The 14,662-nt window shown below is 30.5% G+C and carries 12 protein-coding genes; 5 read left to right on the top strand and 7 right to left on the bottom strand.

Annotated features, from left to right (window positions below; genetic code table 11):
- The first annotated feature begins 53 nt into the window (after positions 1-53).
- From BLS00_RS10830 to BLS00_RS08070, 5 genes are all read left to right on the top strand, one after another.
- Positions 54-188, top strand: a complete 135-nt coding sequence (locus BLS00_RS10830; RefSeq protein WP_259699993.1) for a hypothetical protein — start codon at positions 54-56, stop codon at positions 186-188.
- Between the two features lie 188 nt (positions 189-376).
- Positions 377-1,684 (top strand): radical SAM/SPASM domain-containing protein, encoded by a 1,308-nt coding sequence (locus tag BLS00_RS08055; protein WP_167848981.1) that lies wholly within the window; start codon positions 377-379, stop codon positions 1,682-1,684.
- Positions 1,662-3,257: an ABC transporter transmembrane domain-containing protein gene (locus tag BLS00_RS08060; RefSeq protein WP_091404644.1), complete on the top strand. Its 1,596-nt coding sequence runs from the start codon at positions 1,662-1,664 to the stop codon at positions 3,255-3,257. Before BLS00_RS08055 ends, BLS00_RS08060 begins: the two co-directional genes overlap by 23 nt.
- Positions 3,258-3,277: 20 nt before the next feature.
- Complete coding sequence (locus tag BLS00_RS08065; RefSeq protein WP_091404648.1) at positions 3,278-4,867, top strand: ATP-binding cassette domain-containing protein; 1,590 nt, start codon at positions 3,278-3,280, stop codon at positions 4,865-4,867.
- Positions 4,868-4,905: 38 nt separating this feature from the next.
- The gene (locus tag BLS00_RS08070; protein WP_091404652.1) at positions 4,906-5,559 is read left to right on the top strand and encodes a hypothetical protein; all 654 of its coding nucleotides are present in this window, start codon (positions 4,906-4,908) and stop codon (positions 5,557-5,559) included.
- A gap of 566 nt (positions 5,560-6,125) precedes the next feature.
- Here the strand turns inward: BLS00_RS08070 and BLS00_RS08075 are convergent.
- The 7 genes from BLS00_RS08075 to BLS00_RS08110 form a co-directional block, all read right to left on the bottom strand.
- Positions 6,126-7,448, bottom strand: a complete 1,323-nt coding sequence (locus BLS00_RS08075) for an ISL3 family transposase (RefSeq protein ID WP_009384779.1) — start codon at positions 7,446-7,448, stop codon at positions 6,126-6,128.
- A gap of 414 nt (positions 7,449-7,862) precedes the next feature.
- Complete coding sequence (locus BLS00_RS08085) at positions 7,863-8,207, bottom strand: ArsR/SmtB family transcription factor (protein ID WP_070466883.1); 345 nt, start codon at positions 8,205-8,207, stop codon at positions 7,863-7,865.
- Positions 8,208-8,483: 276 nt separating this feature from the next.
- Positions 8,484-9,803 carry an IS1380 family transposase gene (locus BLS00_RS08090; RefSeq protein ID WP_070466885.1) on the bottom strand — a complete coding sequence of 440 codons (1,320 nt, stop codon included), beginning with the start codon at positions 9,801-9,803 and terminating at the stop codon, positions 8,484-8,486.
- Between the two features lie 152 nt (positions 9,804-9,955).
- The gene (locus BLS00_RS08095) at positions 9,956-10,399 is read right to left on the bottom strand and encodes a small multi-drug export protein (RefSeq protein WP_032490933.1); all 444 of its coding nucleotides are present in this window, start codon (positions 10,397-10,399) and stop codon (positions 9,956-9,958) included.
- A 31-nt stretch (positions 10,400-10,430) separates the two neighbouring features.
- On the bottom strand, positions 10,431-11,009 hold the full coding sequence (locus BLS00_RS08100) for a TetR/AcrR family transcriptional regulator (protein ID WP_032490934.1): 579 nt from the start codon (positions 11,007-11,009) through the stop codon (positions 10,431-10,433).
- Positions 11,010-11,179: 170 nt separating this feature from the next.
- Entirely contained in the window at positions 11,180-12,580 is a 1,401-nt protein-coding gene (locus tag BLS00_RS08105) for an ISLre2 family transposase (protein ID WP_091404659.1), read from the bottom strand.
- A gap of 125 nt (positions 12,581-12,705) precedes the next feature.
- Positions 12,706-14,652 (bottom strand): heavy metal translocating P-type ATPase, encoded by a 1,947-nt coding sequence (locus BLS00_RS08110; protein ID WP_091404662.1) that lies wholly within the window; start codon positions 14,650-14,652, stop codon positions 12,706-12,708.
- Between the last annotated feature and the right edge of the window lie 10 nt (positions 14,653-14,662).

Below are 14,662 nucleotides of genomic sequence, written 5' to 3' on the forward strand. Positions count from 1 at the left end.
ATATCAGATTTGTTATAATTTTGTAAATGTCTGTTTAAGATGGAGGGTTACAAATGAAAAAAATTTTAATAATTATTTTAATTGTAGTTGTTTTAACGCTAAATACTATAGTATTTGCAGAAGGAAATAAAAATGATGAAAAGATAAATAATTTAGACAGCTATAAAATTAGTGATTCAGTTTATTAATTATTTTAATCGAAAGGAGGTGAAATAATGATTGAGATTATAAAACCAAAAAAAATTATTTATCACACAAATAGTTGTGGAGTTGGAGGAGTAAGTAACTGTTGTCCAGGGACATCATCAAAATTAAGTTAAAATAATTAAGAAAGATAAGTTTTTAACTTATCTTTCTTATATTGATGGAGGCAGAAATGAAAAATATAAATGAAATAAAAAAATCTAAATATAACATTGAAATATCTTTAAATGGAAATTGGGTTATTTATAATACTCTTAAAAATAGTATGTTAGAGTTAAACGAAGAATTCTATTCATATTATAAAAATAATAAGATAGTTTCAGAAAAAATAACTCAAAAATTTTATGAATATGGTTTATGGTTAGATAAAGATTATGACGAAATTAAAGAACTAAAAATGCTATATTTGAGGAAAATTTATTCAAGTGACTATCTGAATCTAACAATAAAAACAACAAATAACTGTAATTTTAATTGTGTGTATTGCTATCAAGATCATTTAAAAACAAATTTAGAAAATGATGTAATTCTAAAAATTAAAAATTTCATTGATAAAAAAGTTGAGAATGATAATATTAAATATATTTTTATACATTGGTTTGGAGGAGAACCTTTAATTAATCCACAACCTATATTTGATATAGAAAATTATATACTTAAAAAATATAAAAATATTGATTTAAAATCTTCGATGACAACTAATGGATATCTATTAAATAAAAAAAATATAGAAAAATTAAAAAATACTCAAATAAACTCTTTTCAAATAACTATAGATGGGAATAGTGATGAACATAATAAAACAAGGAAAACCAACCAGGGTGAAAATACTTATGATAAAATATTGAAAAATATAAAAAATATATTAGAAAAATCAAATTTTGAAATTTTAATAAGGATAAATGTAAATAAAAACAATAGTGATATTAATAAATTTTTAATTCAAATGGAAAAAAATAAATTATTGAATAATAATAGAATTAGCTTTCATTTCAATGAAGCAAAAAAAATGGATATTAGTTATACAAATAAAGATATATTTTATCAAAGCGTTAAAGAGTATTCAAAGGATTTATTATTAATATATAATTTATTATTAAATAAAAAAATAAAAATACCATTTTACTTTACAAAAGGCTATAATTGCGAATTTGATAGATTAAATACTTATTTAATTAATACAGATGGGAAATTTTATAGATGTTCTTCTTCTGAAAAAGAAGAAGCTTTTTATTTAGGAGATATAAATTCCAAAGGTGAATTATTTAAAAATGCTAAGAGTTTTTATAATAAAATGCTAAGAGATCCTTTTGAATCAAAAAAGTGTTTTGACTGTAAAGTTATGCCTTGGTGTATGGGTGGATGTGGTTTTTTAAAAGTAAAAAAAATCAATGAATGTATACCGGAAAAATATATAATAAATGATTTAATAAAGCTTTATTATAAGGAGTCAAAAAATGAAAAAAATTTTAAATTTTAAGGAAAAAAGCAATTTATTAAAAATATCTTTTTTAATTCTTTTTAGTTTTTTGGGGGTAGCGCTTTATTATTTAATCCCTTATTTTACAAAATATCTTATAGATGATTTAATTATGGAACAAAATCTAAATTCAATAAAAATATGGATTATAATTACTGTCATATTTTCTGTTGGTTTACATATTTATACATTTTATTTTCAAAAATACCTTTGGGATAAAATACCTGTTCAATTATCCAATAAAATTAGAAAAAAAATAATAAAAAAAGTTTTAAATATAAAAAAACACGACTATAAAAACATTGATAAAGGAGAACTTTTAAATATAATACTTCAAGATTCTAGTAATTACAGTAATGTTTTTGTGACATATTATGCTACAGGTATTAATTCAATTTTAAGAATTATTTTTGGTTATATCATTTTATTATTGATAAGTCCAGAGCTAACAATAATTAGTTTATTATTTATTCCATTTTACATATTTTCAATGGTTATTAATAGAAAAAAACTTGAAAAATATTCGTTATCAGAAAGGCTAGCTGCTGATCAATTTATTTTAATGGCAAATAAAATAATAGAAGGTAAAACATCTATAAATTTGAATAATAAAGAAAACTTTTTCTTAAAAAAATTTGAAAATAAAAAAAATAACTGGCAGAATGAAAGAATAAAATATTCTTATTGGTATAATTTCACAGTTGAAATACCAAATTTTTTAAGCACAATTTCAACATTTTTGGTTCTTGGTGTAGGATCGTACCAAGTAATACAAAATCAGTTATCCTTGGGAAGTTTAGTAATGTTTTCTCAATACTCAACAATGCTTTTTGAACCACTACATCATATTGTTCAGGCAGTTATTCAAAAGAAAGCTAATAAACCTATTTTAAAAAGAGTGAATGATTTTTACAATAGAACCAATGAAGATATTGATTTTGAAAATACAGATAAATTAATTGAAATAAGAAACTACAATGTTATAAATGAAGCAGATAAAATTCTATACAAAATAGAAAATTTAATTATAGAAAATAAACCTGGCTTATACTTAATCAAGGGAGATAATGGCTCTGGGAAATCAACATTTTTTAATCTTATATCTAAAATAAATGACTATAGAGAAAATCAAGATAAAAATGAATATATTTTTAAAATAAACAAAGATGTTTCAAGTAACTTGTCTTATCAAGGAAATCAAATTTTTATCTTTGAAGGTACTGTAAAAGAAAACATAATATTTGGAGATAAAGAAGAAAATTATGAAAACATAGAAAGATTACTAAATATATCAAACAGTTCAAAATTTATTGATATGAAAAATATTGGATTATCTCTTGGAGAAAAACAAAAAATTAATCTTGCAAGAATTTTCAATCAATCAGAAAAAGATATTATTTTGTTTGATGAACCTACAAATAACCTTGACAAGAAAACTAAAGAAAAGTTAGTTGAAAAAATAATGGAATTAAAAAAAGACAAAATAATTTTTGTTATAAGTCATCTAGATGATTTTGATAAAATTGCTGATAAAAAATATGAAATTAAAAATAACAAATTATTAGAATATTAATGATTAAAAGGTGATTTTTAATGAATAAATTTAAAATATACATAAAAAATAACAAGTTAAATTCAATAATAGCTTTTATTTCTTCTATATTATTAGGTATTTTGTCGTTTGTATTATCAGAAAAACTAAAATTATTTTTTAATGAAGGAATCATAGAAAATAAATTGAATGTCATTGAAGAAAATTTATTCATTATATTTATAATTTTTTTATTTGTTTTTATCTTAAATATTTTATCTTCGGTGATAAATAATTTGATGAATTGGAGAGGGGCAAAAAATTATAATGTTTTCTATGCAAAAAAATTATTTAAAACAGATTATAATTATTTTCTAAATAAGACTTCTGCAGCAATATGGACTAATTTAAACATGTCTTCTATGAAAGTATCTGGTTTTTATACGTCAATAATATATATGAGTACAAAAATAATTGAAATGACCATTTACTTTTATATACTTATAAAAATAAATATATTTGCAGGTGTTTTTACTTTAATAGCTATTCCTTTAATATTATTAACGACATTAGGAGTAAAAAACAAAATGTCAGAATATCAGATGAAAATGTTAGAGAAATCAAGAGAATTATCCTCAACAGCAATTGAATCATTTAGTTCAGTGAAAAATATAAAAGTAAAAAATGCTTATCACTTTTTTTTAGAGAAAATACGAGCTAAAAATGAAGAACTAAACAAAGCTGTTATAAAATCAGCTGTTGTAGAAAATTATTGGTCTTATGTCAGTTCTTTAATAAATTCCTTGGTGCCAATAACAATAATATACTTAATAATGAAATTTACTAACTTATTGAATATTTCTGTTGGAAATATAATAGTTTTATATTCATTTATACCCTTATTTTTATCCAGTTTTAAAAGTTTTTATTCTTTAATAATGGAATTTTTTAGCTCAAAACCATATTTAAAAAGTTTAGACGAGTTAGAAAAACTAGATCAAGAAAATGTTGAAGGTATTTACATAGATAATTTTGAAAGTTTAGAAACAAAGGATTTAAAGATAAAAATATCTGAAGGTAGATTATTGGATATACCAGATATGAATATTAAAAAAGGAGAAAAAATTTTAGTATCTGGTGAAAGTGGAATAGGTAAAAGCTCTTTTTTTGAAACTCTTTTAAAACTTAGAAATGATTACAGTGGAGAAATTAAAATAAATGGAATAGATTTAAAAAAGATTTCTTCAAAAAGTGTTAGAAATATAGTAGGAATATCATTTCAAGGTCAGGAAGTTTATTCTGGAAGCATAAAAGAAAATATTTTATTGGGGAAAAATGAGGAAGATCTATCAGAAATAATTGAAATTTCCGAGTTAAATGAAATATTAAATTATAAATCAGAAAAAAGAATAAACAATAATGTATTATCTGGAGGAGAAAAATCAAGAATAAGTTTAGCTCAAAATTTATTTAAAAATCCTGATCTAATACTTATAGATGAATCGTTAAGTAGTGTGGATGAAATAACTGAATCAAAAATATTGAATAAAATACTTTCTAAATTTAAAAATAAAACTATTTTATGCATTAGTCATAGAAATTCTTCTTTAAAAAATTTTGATAGAGAAATCAAAATAGGTAATAACTCGTAAAATATTTCAGAGGATAAATTGTATTTAGGGGGGATTTAATGAAAAATATAGTAAAAAAGTCTTTTGTTGATTCGATTAAGTTCATAAAAAGTGGAGAATTTATTTTTATGATTTTGATATCTTTAATAGCAGTTTTTTTAAGTATGTTTGGATATATTTTTGATCTTCAAGTTATTGTATCTGGTGAGTTAGGAAGAGGAATAAACAACTCTGTTTGGGTTGGTTTGAAAATGAGTATTATAACAATACTCTTTATATATCCATTAGGATTTTTATTTTTAAAGAATAATATGATGAGAAGTAATGGCAAAATAAAAAATGATAAAACATATGAGAATAAAAACTATATAATATATAAACACTTTTCAAATTTTATTATTCTATCATTAATTACTTTAATAATTTTTGTTTTGGGAGGAATAATGCAAGTAATAAGAGGAGAAAATCCTCTTAACTTAATAGAATTGTTGACGCCTTGGCTGATAATCATATTGCCTTTGATGTATTTTACTGCTACTCTTTCTATATTATTTCAAGTAGTACCTTTTTTAAAAAGAATTTTTGGATTAATAGCATTCATATTTCTCTATTTTTCTCAAATATTAATACCGATATATTTAAATACAAATGGTAAATGGGCATTAGATATATTAGGAATAAGCAAAATCTCGATTATACAAATTATAGTCTGATTATTTTCACGTGGCAAAAAGTGACGAAAACATTTTTATTGGAAAACTTTAATTTTAGCACTTCTTTTTTGTTTAGTAGATTATTGGTTATAGTAGTAGGATTAATAATTTTGTTTGCGTCTCAATCAATTTTTAAAAGAAGTTTTGGTAATAAAAATATATGAAAAAAGAGAGGATGAAAATTATAAAAACTTATTAATTATCTCAATGAAATCTTTCCTATCTTTTTCCTCAAAACACCAAAAAGATGTTGAAGAAAGTCTTTTATTTAATCCAAATTTTTGAATAAAAGGAATAAACTCTTTATTTGGTTTAGGTAACATAACTTTTGGTATATTTTTAAAATCATATCTTTTATAATTTCTTATAAATTTTTCTAAAACATCTTTTTCTTGAAAGCTAAGATTACAATAAATTTTTATAAAATCAAATAAATATTTTTTATTAAAATCATTAAAAAAGGCTTCTATTAACTTTTTTCTACCATAATAAAAAGAACTTGAATCAAACTCAAAACTATTATAAGAATTAATTTTGGGTATTCGGATTTTATGGTGGAAAAGGGCCTATAAGTTACTCTTTTCCAATTTCTTAATAAGTGTGGAAAAATCTACACCATAGTTGCCTGTTTTGTCTCGGTCTGTTATTTGATACGAATTGAAACTATCGTATAACATAGCTTTGCTGAATGCACTTGAATTAAATCGTGGCTTCCTCTTTTTATGGAGCTTTTCATTAAAAATTATTTTAGCTCGTAAGGCTTCAAATGAGTACCCTCTACCCATTCGTTCTACTTGCCTAATGATGCTATTTATAGACTCTGTATAAGCGTTAGTGAGCCTTTTATCAAAGTAATTGAAGATTTCATCCTGCCAGTTGTCTACGGCTCTTAATAGGTCTTTATAGGCGTTTTTAGAGTTGCTGGATAAACAGCATTGTCTCCAATACCTGTAACGATCTTTGGCTTGCTCAAGGTCATCTGTATCCCATATCAAGTAGAACTCTTCTTTAAGTTCGTAGGCTTCTTTTAGTTCAGGTAAATTACTTAACCAAGTATCCAAAAGGAATGAATCTCGTTCATTCAAGTCATGCTTTCGTTTAAGAAGGATATACCTCTCACGCATAAGGGTACGACTTTCTTTGGCTGTCATATTGGCTTTAAGAGACTTCCTAACACTATCCAAGGCTTGATTAGCCATTCGGACTACATGAAACTTATCTACAACTACTTTAGCGTGAGGTATAACTGTATTAACTGCGTCTTTGTAGGGCTTCCACATATCCATTGTGACATATTCGATATATGTATTGTCTTTAATTTCAGAAAGGCGTTGAATGACCGTATCTTTGTTACGATTGGGTTTTATGTCATATATAGTTCTACGTTCTACATTGGTCAATACAAGACGAGGTTTCTTGATAATGTGTATTTCGTCAATACCAAGCCATTTAGGAGTTTCAAACTGATATTCACGTTCTTTTAATGCCACATAGTCTTTAAAGATGTTCCTAACAGTTTTCTCGTCTACACCAACACTTTCAGCTACGTCTACGAAGGTCTTAGACAGAGATTGTTCTTCAATAGACCTTATAAGCCTTTTAGTCATACTACGCTTTTCGTCAATGGATATAAGGCGTTCCCAAAAAGTTGTGCCACATTCACGACATTTATAACGTCTGCGGTTTAATTGTAATCCTACTCGCTTTAAACGAATAGGCAGATCCATGATTAGTTGCTTTCTTGATGTATGTTTATATAGCCTGTCAAAGCCACATTGAGGGCAACGTACTGGTGGAAAAGTTGCTTCCACTTTAAACATCATGTCGGATTCATTTTCTTGTGGTGGTTCTATTGTTTTAAGATCTGGTAGTAATAATAAGTCTGACATATTGTTCATCCTTTACTACTCCGTGTTTTTCAAGTATAGATTTGATATCAAAATTAAAATTGTTAAATATTTTTTGTGACCACAAATGCTCTTAGAACATCCCATAAAGCATATACAATAGGTGATAGGAAAATAGTTTGGAAAATTCCTTTTGTAGAGTTTGCATTAAATAATGCACCCTATCGTTGGATAGCCTATGTACAAAAAAGGTTATCCTATAGTTGCACAGGATAACCTTCATTATTATTCAATTATGCAGTTGCACAGCTACAATCTTTGCACTCGCAAACTTCATCAGTACAATGATCTGCACATTCTTGATTACAATAAACTTTTCCATCAACCTCTACTTTGTTCTCACCAATAAGACAATTACAGTTAGAGCGTGCACATTTTTCCACTTTGAATCTCCTCCTATTTTGGTAAATCTTCTGTTAGGCACCATCCTTCGTGTAAAAGGCTGGTTACACAAAGATCAACAACTCGATACCGAATAAAATTTCCCTCACGAGACGAACGAACAATGCCCTTATCATCTAATCGTTGAAGTTGGTTAGAGATGGCTTGAGGTTTCATTTCGAGTTGTTCAGCCAACTCAGTAACGGATATGTTTGGTGTTCGATTCACTGCGTGTAATATCCGAAGCCTCGTGCCGTTTGAAAGGATTTTAAACGTTTCGCTCAATCCCTCCGCATAATCTATATCCAACAAAGGACGATCCGTTAGCTGAGGTTTAGGTGTATAACAATTTTCTTCCATTATTTCCTCCTCCATTTCACAATTACAATATATAGTGTAATTATTCATATGTCAAATTGCATTTCTTTGGAGTAATCCTGAATTATTCATACCTCTAAATGTGGATAACTATTTCTATTAAACTCACTGCTTTTTTAGACATTTTTAAGTATTAACTGTCTATCATGCCACTTTATATCCTTCTCGATTAGATCGAAAACAAAAAGATGGAAAAAAGAGTATAAAGACCCCTTGGTCTTACAATCGTCAAAAAATTAATATGATCTTCTGGAGTAGCTAATGCAACAGAACCAGCTGTTGAATATTCTCCAATATTGTCCAGAACAGTGAAGAGAAAACGTAACCTGTGGACAAGCGGACTTTTATTTTACGCGCATGTCGTGTCAGCCTTCCAGCAATGTGGAAAACTTTAAACCGAATAGTCGCCACCGTTGATTTTTTCTCTTTATCTGGGAATGTTAGCTCTTTCATCAAATGAATGACTGTATAGGCAATACAACTCATCATCATGCGAGCCTGATTCGCAAGAAACGTTGAACTATCGGTCTTGTCGAAGGAAAAACCATGTTTGATTTCTTTGATATAATTTTCCATTGTCCCTCTCTTTTGGTAGAGCTTGTACACTGTTTGGGCAGGTATATCAACGAAATTTGATACGATAAACTCAAACGTCGTAAATAAGAGTTCGCCAGCTTCTCGAGTGGCCTTTACAGCTACTTTACGAACCGTTTCCCAAGATTTAGCTTGATAATCAATCTTGAAATACTGTGATTCTTTATGTGTAAAGTCTGTATCTGGTCCGTAAAGGACCTTTTGTTGAGCCATGTTCTTCAGTCGTGCATTGACTTTTAAACGAATAATATACTTCACTTTTTCTTGCTCGCATAACTCATAGATCTCAGGTTTGGCAAAGCCACTGTCCCCTCGGACAGTTAAAAACATATCGCATGAGTGCTGTTTGTGTTGAGAGATGATGTCTGCTAAAAAGACTTCTGCATTGTTAGACGTGTACACATTGCCCGGACGAAGTTCGGCACCCAGAAACAGACCAGTCAGTCCATCAAAAGCCACTAAGGGATGATAACCCGTTGTTCCGTAGTGAGTATTGAAATCAGTCTGTTCTTGTTTTCCGAAGGTGTCTGAGTGAGTAGAATCCACGTCAATGATCATATGCTGTGTATTTTTTTGGCCGATATAGATAGTGGTCAATGCCTTGGCAATTGATTGAAGTTGAACGATATTCTCCTCCGACAGTTGATGAATAAAACGAGAAACCATCGACTGTGAACCTAAGGTCGTTTTATTTAGCCCCTGCTGAAAAACTGGATCGTGACGTAGCCAATTGGCTGAAGAATCCGTTGAGTAACCGGCTATTAACTGCACAAGAACCTGCATAAATAAATCAATATAGTCATGTGTACAATAGTTTCTTGAATCGTCAATATGCAATAACTCGTTAACCAGCTCTTTGAACTTGATCTTATGAAAAAATTCAAAGAGTAAAAGGAGACCGGAATCATTGGATAATTGACCGCCATCGTTTGACATAACCAAATGGGGATTGAATTGTAGTTGCTTTTCTTGTAAAGTTGACATTGAGCACACCTCTTGTTTTTGTTGTTTTGATCGACTTTACAATAACATAGAGTGTGCTCTTTTTGTATATTTTTTTCTTCACCCAACGGGTGAAGAAGGAATAGAGTGATAAACCTTATCAAAGCGGGATAAATGCCTGTTCTGACAAGGTACTATGAATTATTCAGGGTAATTCCATTTATAATTAATATCGTAATAATTAATCCAGTAATCCCAACACTAGTTGCACTATATATCCAAAGTTTTGCTCGATTAAACTTTAGTGCTTTAGCAATAACACCTATTGTCCAAACACCTGCTAAAGGAGTTAACAAAAGTATAACCCATGCACCATGCTTTTCTATGCGATTCTCCCATTTTCCATTTAGACTTTTTTCCATGATTTTTTTCATGAAATTAAATTTCATTAACCATTCATAGCATATATCCACAAACGGAATAACCATCCAATTTCCTAGTGAAGCCCATAAAAAAGCGTCAAACCAATTTAGCCCGGCTGCAAAACCTGCAGGTATTGCAATATAAATTTCAAAATAAGGAAAAAAACCTATGAACCAAGTTGAAAATGCTGCTCCAATATACTTAATAATTTCCAAAATTAAACCTCCAATCAAGTTTATTTAATTTTTAACTGCAAACACCTTTCCAAAAATATCTCCATAAATGATTCAATTTTTCATTACAATTTTGATTTGCTAATGAATCAATATATAAGTTTTCCAACAACATACGATATACACTTATGGCAGACGTTATCTCTTCTTCTGCCAACATTTTTTGTTTAGCACAATCAATAAAAATTCGTGATACTGTGTCGTCAATAAAATTATCATATTTTGCTAATAATTTATCTACAAGCGACAACAATTCACTGCTAGATAAAATTGCAACGCGCTTGCTGAAAGCTATCTCATCAGCGGTTAAAAAATCACTTTCTAGACAGACAGTTTTAAGCAAAATAAAAAGTTGTTCATCTAATGGTTTATCCCTCTCTACTTCAAGCAATTGTTTTATAGCAACGATACATTTATCTAGTATTTTTTCACAGGCAATAGTAAATATTTCATTTTTTCCACTATAGTGGGTATAAATAGAACCTTTCTTTATGCCAACTTGCTTTGCTAGATAGTCAACAGAAGTTCCTTCAAATCCATTTTCACCAAAGGATTTTATAAATTCTTCAATAATTAAATCTTTTGTTTTCATAATTCACCATCCTTAATACTAACTACCGGTAGTTAGTATTTTATACTAGGTGATTCCATTTGTCAAGTAATAGTGGTGATTTGTATGTGTCAATACTTTGGCGGAAACTTTTCTCTAGAGATGGTAACTCTTCAATTTTAATATTAAAATTGCTCATTCTGTGTGTTTCGTTACCCAAACATTTTCTTCAGTTGTCCCATTGGACTTGATGTGGAACTATAATTAGCTATTTCACCCATTTTAACCCCTATAGAAGGACGATGAATCTTTTTCAAAACAGCTCTAACAGCCCCTTTAAATTCAGGGACAATGGTTTGTTCAAATGCAGGTAGTTCCGCTCTCAAAGCTTCTAAAAGAGTTCCGTTTTTACGAGCTGAAATAATGGAAGCTAAGTTTCCAGCTCCTTTGGCTGAAAATCCACGCCCTTGGCGTTTCATACGGTAACTGTAGGGACGATGATTACTTTCACAAATACCTATTCCATTTTGGACAGGTAAGTCTCGCATTTTCAAGGGACAAATACTTTCCCAATTGCGTTCTAAATAAGCCCCTAATAGACGGAGATGCTCTTCTTTCTCAGTTCTTGTTTCTTCATCTTCTATGCGACTTTCTGTCGTCGCCAATACGCTAAGAACACGTTCTTTATCATAGGCACTCACAGCTTTTCTCATTTCAATAATCATAGGCTTATCAAAACTTAACCGTTGGTTTATTTTTTCATTCACATGGTAGGGATCTCTAAAGTGTTCATGCTTTTTGCATTTTCCAATAATCTGCTCAAATTTATCTTTTTCATACCCGCTGCCGCCATCACTGTTGGATACGATGATTGTTTCCCGAATATCATACATCGCTTCTAACCACTGCCCAGCTCGTTTAAAGGCTTCTTTACTAGATACTGTACTTTCAAAAACTTGGGATCCAATAAGGACTGGTCGCTTTTGTTTTCCTACGTACGTCACACCTTCATGAAATTGAACACGATGAAGCTCAGGATTTTTCTCGCCTCTTCCTTTTAGTAATAACCCGTCGCCTTCAATAAACAGCACAGGCACTTTCCTTTTTTCTTTTTGGGGTGTTTCAATATGACTCGGAGCTTCATCCGTCCATTTTTGAACTTTCTCACCTGTTTTTTGAACCATTTTATGAACGGTTGTATGACTTACTTGAAGCGGAGTTAAGAGGTTAATGGCATCAGCCGCCTTGCGATACACACCATCGGAGGCAACCTTAGCGGCTTTCATTTCAACTAAAGGTGAATAGCGAATATACTCTTCTAAGCCGATGGCTTCATCTAATGGTACAATGCTTTTTTCGCCATCTTTTCTCATGCGTCGTCGCCTAATCTCAACAGCCCCGTATGAGAACTGAACGGTACGTTTCATTGTTTTCTGTATATCGTATCCTTTTTCTTTATAAGTATGAATTAATTCCAAATCAATCATCTCGATTGCTTTGGAAACCAGCTCACACATGACTTTTGGAAGGTATTGATCTAATCGTATTTCACTGTCTAATAATGTTTCAGAATCCTTTAATATACTGGCAATTTCTGCTATAATTTGATTCATAAGAAGACCTCTTTTCTGGATTTGTGGTTATCTCTAGATTAAGGGTCTTCTTCCTTTTTGTCTACTTTAATTTCTTACCCTACTATTTTACTTTCCGACAACTATTTTACACATAGTTCTTTGGATTATTCTACATTAGTCAATGGAATATCACTTGCATTGTTTTTAGTTCTTATACCTTCTTTTTTCCATTGATATCTACGAAGGAACATTGCGTTTGCAATGATAATCAAGGCACTTCCTTCATTTATAATTAAACCTAATGTAAGAGGCATGACTCCGATCAAGGCAGTCACAACAAGGAACGCAACTATCGCTAACGAAATAGCAATATTTTGGTCTATTTTAGAAACTGTCTTTTTACTTAATTTTAGTGTATATACTAGTTGATCTAAATTATCCTGCATTAAAGCAATATCTGCTGTCTCTAGTGCAACGTCTGTTCCTTGAACTCCCATTGCAATACCTACATCAGCCTGAGCCAGTGCTGGTGCATCATTTACACCATCTCCTACCATCGCTACCTGCCCATACTGTTTTTGCAATTCTTTCACTGCGTTAATCTTATCTTCTGGAAGGAGTTCTGCTCTTACTTCATCAACGCCAAGTTCTTTACCAATTGCTTCACCTGTTAGTCTATTATCACCTGTTAGCATAACAACCTTTTTCACACCAGCTTCTTTCAAACTTTGAATAGCTTGTTTTGCATTTTCTTTGGGTCTATCAGCTACTGCAATCATCCCAAGTACTTCATTGGCAGTTCCTAAGAGCATGACAGTTTTCCCTTGTCCTTGCAGCTTTTCAATTTGCATGACGTGGTCTTTATTTATGTTTACTTTTAATTCGTTAAACAAGCGTGGATTTCCAATGTAGTAATTATTTCCGTTAATCTTACCTTTTGCCCCACGACCTGTAAGTGAATCGAATTCTTCTACATCTGGAATTGTAATCTTTTTGTTTAATGTTTCTTCCATAATCGCATCAGCTAAAGGATGTTCGGATTGTTTTTCAAGCGCACCAGCAATCTCCAATAATTGCTTATTTGAAAGGTCTGATACCGTTACAAGATCCGTGACCGAAGGCTTTCCAACTGTCAAGGTTCCTGTTTTATCAAATGCCACAACTTGAGTACTACCAGCTGATTCTATATAAATACCGCCTTTAACCATTACTCCACTTCGAGCTGCCGTTCCAATGCCAGTAACGACTGCGACTGGCACAGACAGTACTAATCCACAAGAACAAGAAACGACTAGTACCACTAAAGCTCTATATAACCATTCATCAAAAGGTTGACCAAAGAAAAGGGGAGGTACAATAGCCACAATGATCGCTAATACAAACATGGCTGGCGTGTAAATGGCACCAAATTTCTCACTGAACCGCTGTCCTTTCCCTTTTTTCATTTGTGCGCCCTCTACTAATTTAATAATTTGGGCTAGGGTTGTATCTTGAGCAAGTTTAGTCACTTCTATTTCCAATGCACCACGTTCATTTAATGTTGAAGCAAATACCTCATCTCCTAATTGTTTTGATACAGGTATTGACTCTCCAGTAATGGAAGCTTGATCAACTGTAGTTGAACCTTTAGTGACTACACCATCAACTGGTATTTTTTCTCCGGGACGTACCAGAACGATATCTCTGATTTCCACTTGTTCTGTCAATATACGCATTTGACGACCATTTCGAATGACTGTTGCTTCACTAGGGGCTAATTCAACTAATGCTCTAATTGCATTTCTGGCTTTATCTGATGCGTATGATTCCATTAATTCACCTAAAGAGAAAATAACGACAAGCCCCGCAGCTTCTCCCCATAATCCTAGATAAATAGCTCCAATTACTGCCGCAATATGCAATGTATTAATGGAGGGACTTCCATTTCTTAATTCAACCCATGCACTTCTTGCTGGATAGATCCCTCCAACAACAATTGCAATACTATATAAAATAATCGCCCACATTTCAGGTAGACCGAATCCAATTTCTGCAATCAGTGTAAATGCTGTGACGGTTGCGGCAATAATCAACAGTATTGTCCTTGGGTGTTTATACCACCTTGTATTCATTTCTGTGTTC

Source organism: Geotoga petraea (assembly GCF_900102615.1).
Lineage (GTDB): Bacteria > Thermotogota > Thermotogae > Petrotogales > Petrotogaceae > Geotoga > Geotoga petraea.

Bases quoted from the DNA above. Each gene is read 5' to 3' on its own strand.
- BLS00_RS10830 (WP_259699993.1), top strand. From the start codon at position 54: ATGAAAAAAATTTTAATAATTATTTTAATTGTAGTTGTTTTAACGCTA.
- BLS00_RS08055 (WP_167848981.1), top strand. From the start codon at position 377: ATGAAAAATATAAATGAAATAAAAAAATCTAAATATAACATTGAAATA.
- BLS00_RS08060 (WP_091404644.1), top strand. From the start codon at position 1,662: ATGAAAAAAATTTTAAATTTTAAGGAAAAAAGCAATTTATTAAAAATA.
- BLS00_RS08065 (WP_091404648.1), top strand. From the start codon at position 3,278: ATGAATAAATTTAAAATATACATAAAAAATAACAAGTTAAATTCAATA.
- BLS00_RS08070 (WP_091404652.1), top strand. From the start codon at position 4,906: ATGAAAAATATAGTAAAAAAGTCTTTTGTTGATTCGATTAAGTTCATA.
- BLS00_RS08075 (WP_009384779.1), bottom strand. From the start codon at position 7,448: ATGTCAGACTTATTATTACTACCAGATCTTAAAACAATAGAACCACCA.
- BLS00_RS08085 (WP_070466883.1), bottom strand. From the start codon at position 8,207: ATGGAAGAAAATTGTTATACACCTAAACCTCAGCTAACGGATCGTCCT.
- BLS00_RS08090 (WP_070466885.1), bottom strand. From the start codon at position 9,803: ATGTCAACTTTACAAGAAAAGCAACTACAATTCAATCCCCATTTGGTT.
- BLS00_RS08100 (WP_032490934.1), bottom strand. From the start codon at position 11,009: ATGAAAACAAAAGATTTAATTATTGAAGAATTTATAAAATCCTTTGGT.
- BLS00_RS08105 (WP_091404659.1), bottom strand. From the start codon at position 12,580: ATGAATCAAATTATAGCAGAAATTGCCAGTATATTAAAGGATTCTGAA.
- BLS00_RS08110 (WP_091404662.1), bottom strand. From the start codon at position 14,652: ATGAATACAAGGTGGTATAAACACCCAAGGACAATACTGTTGATTATT.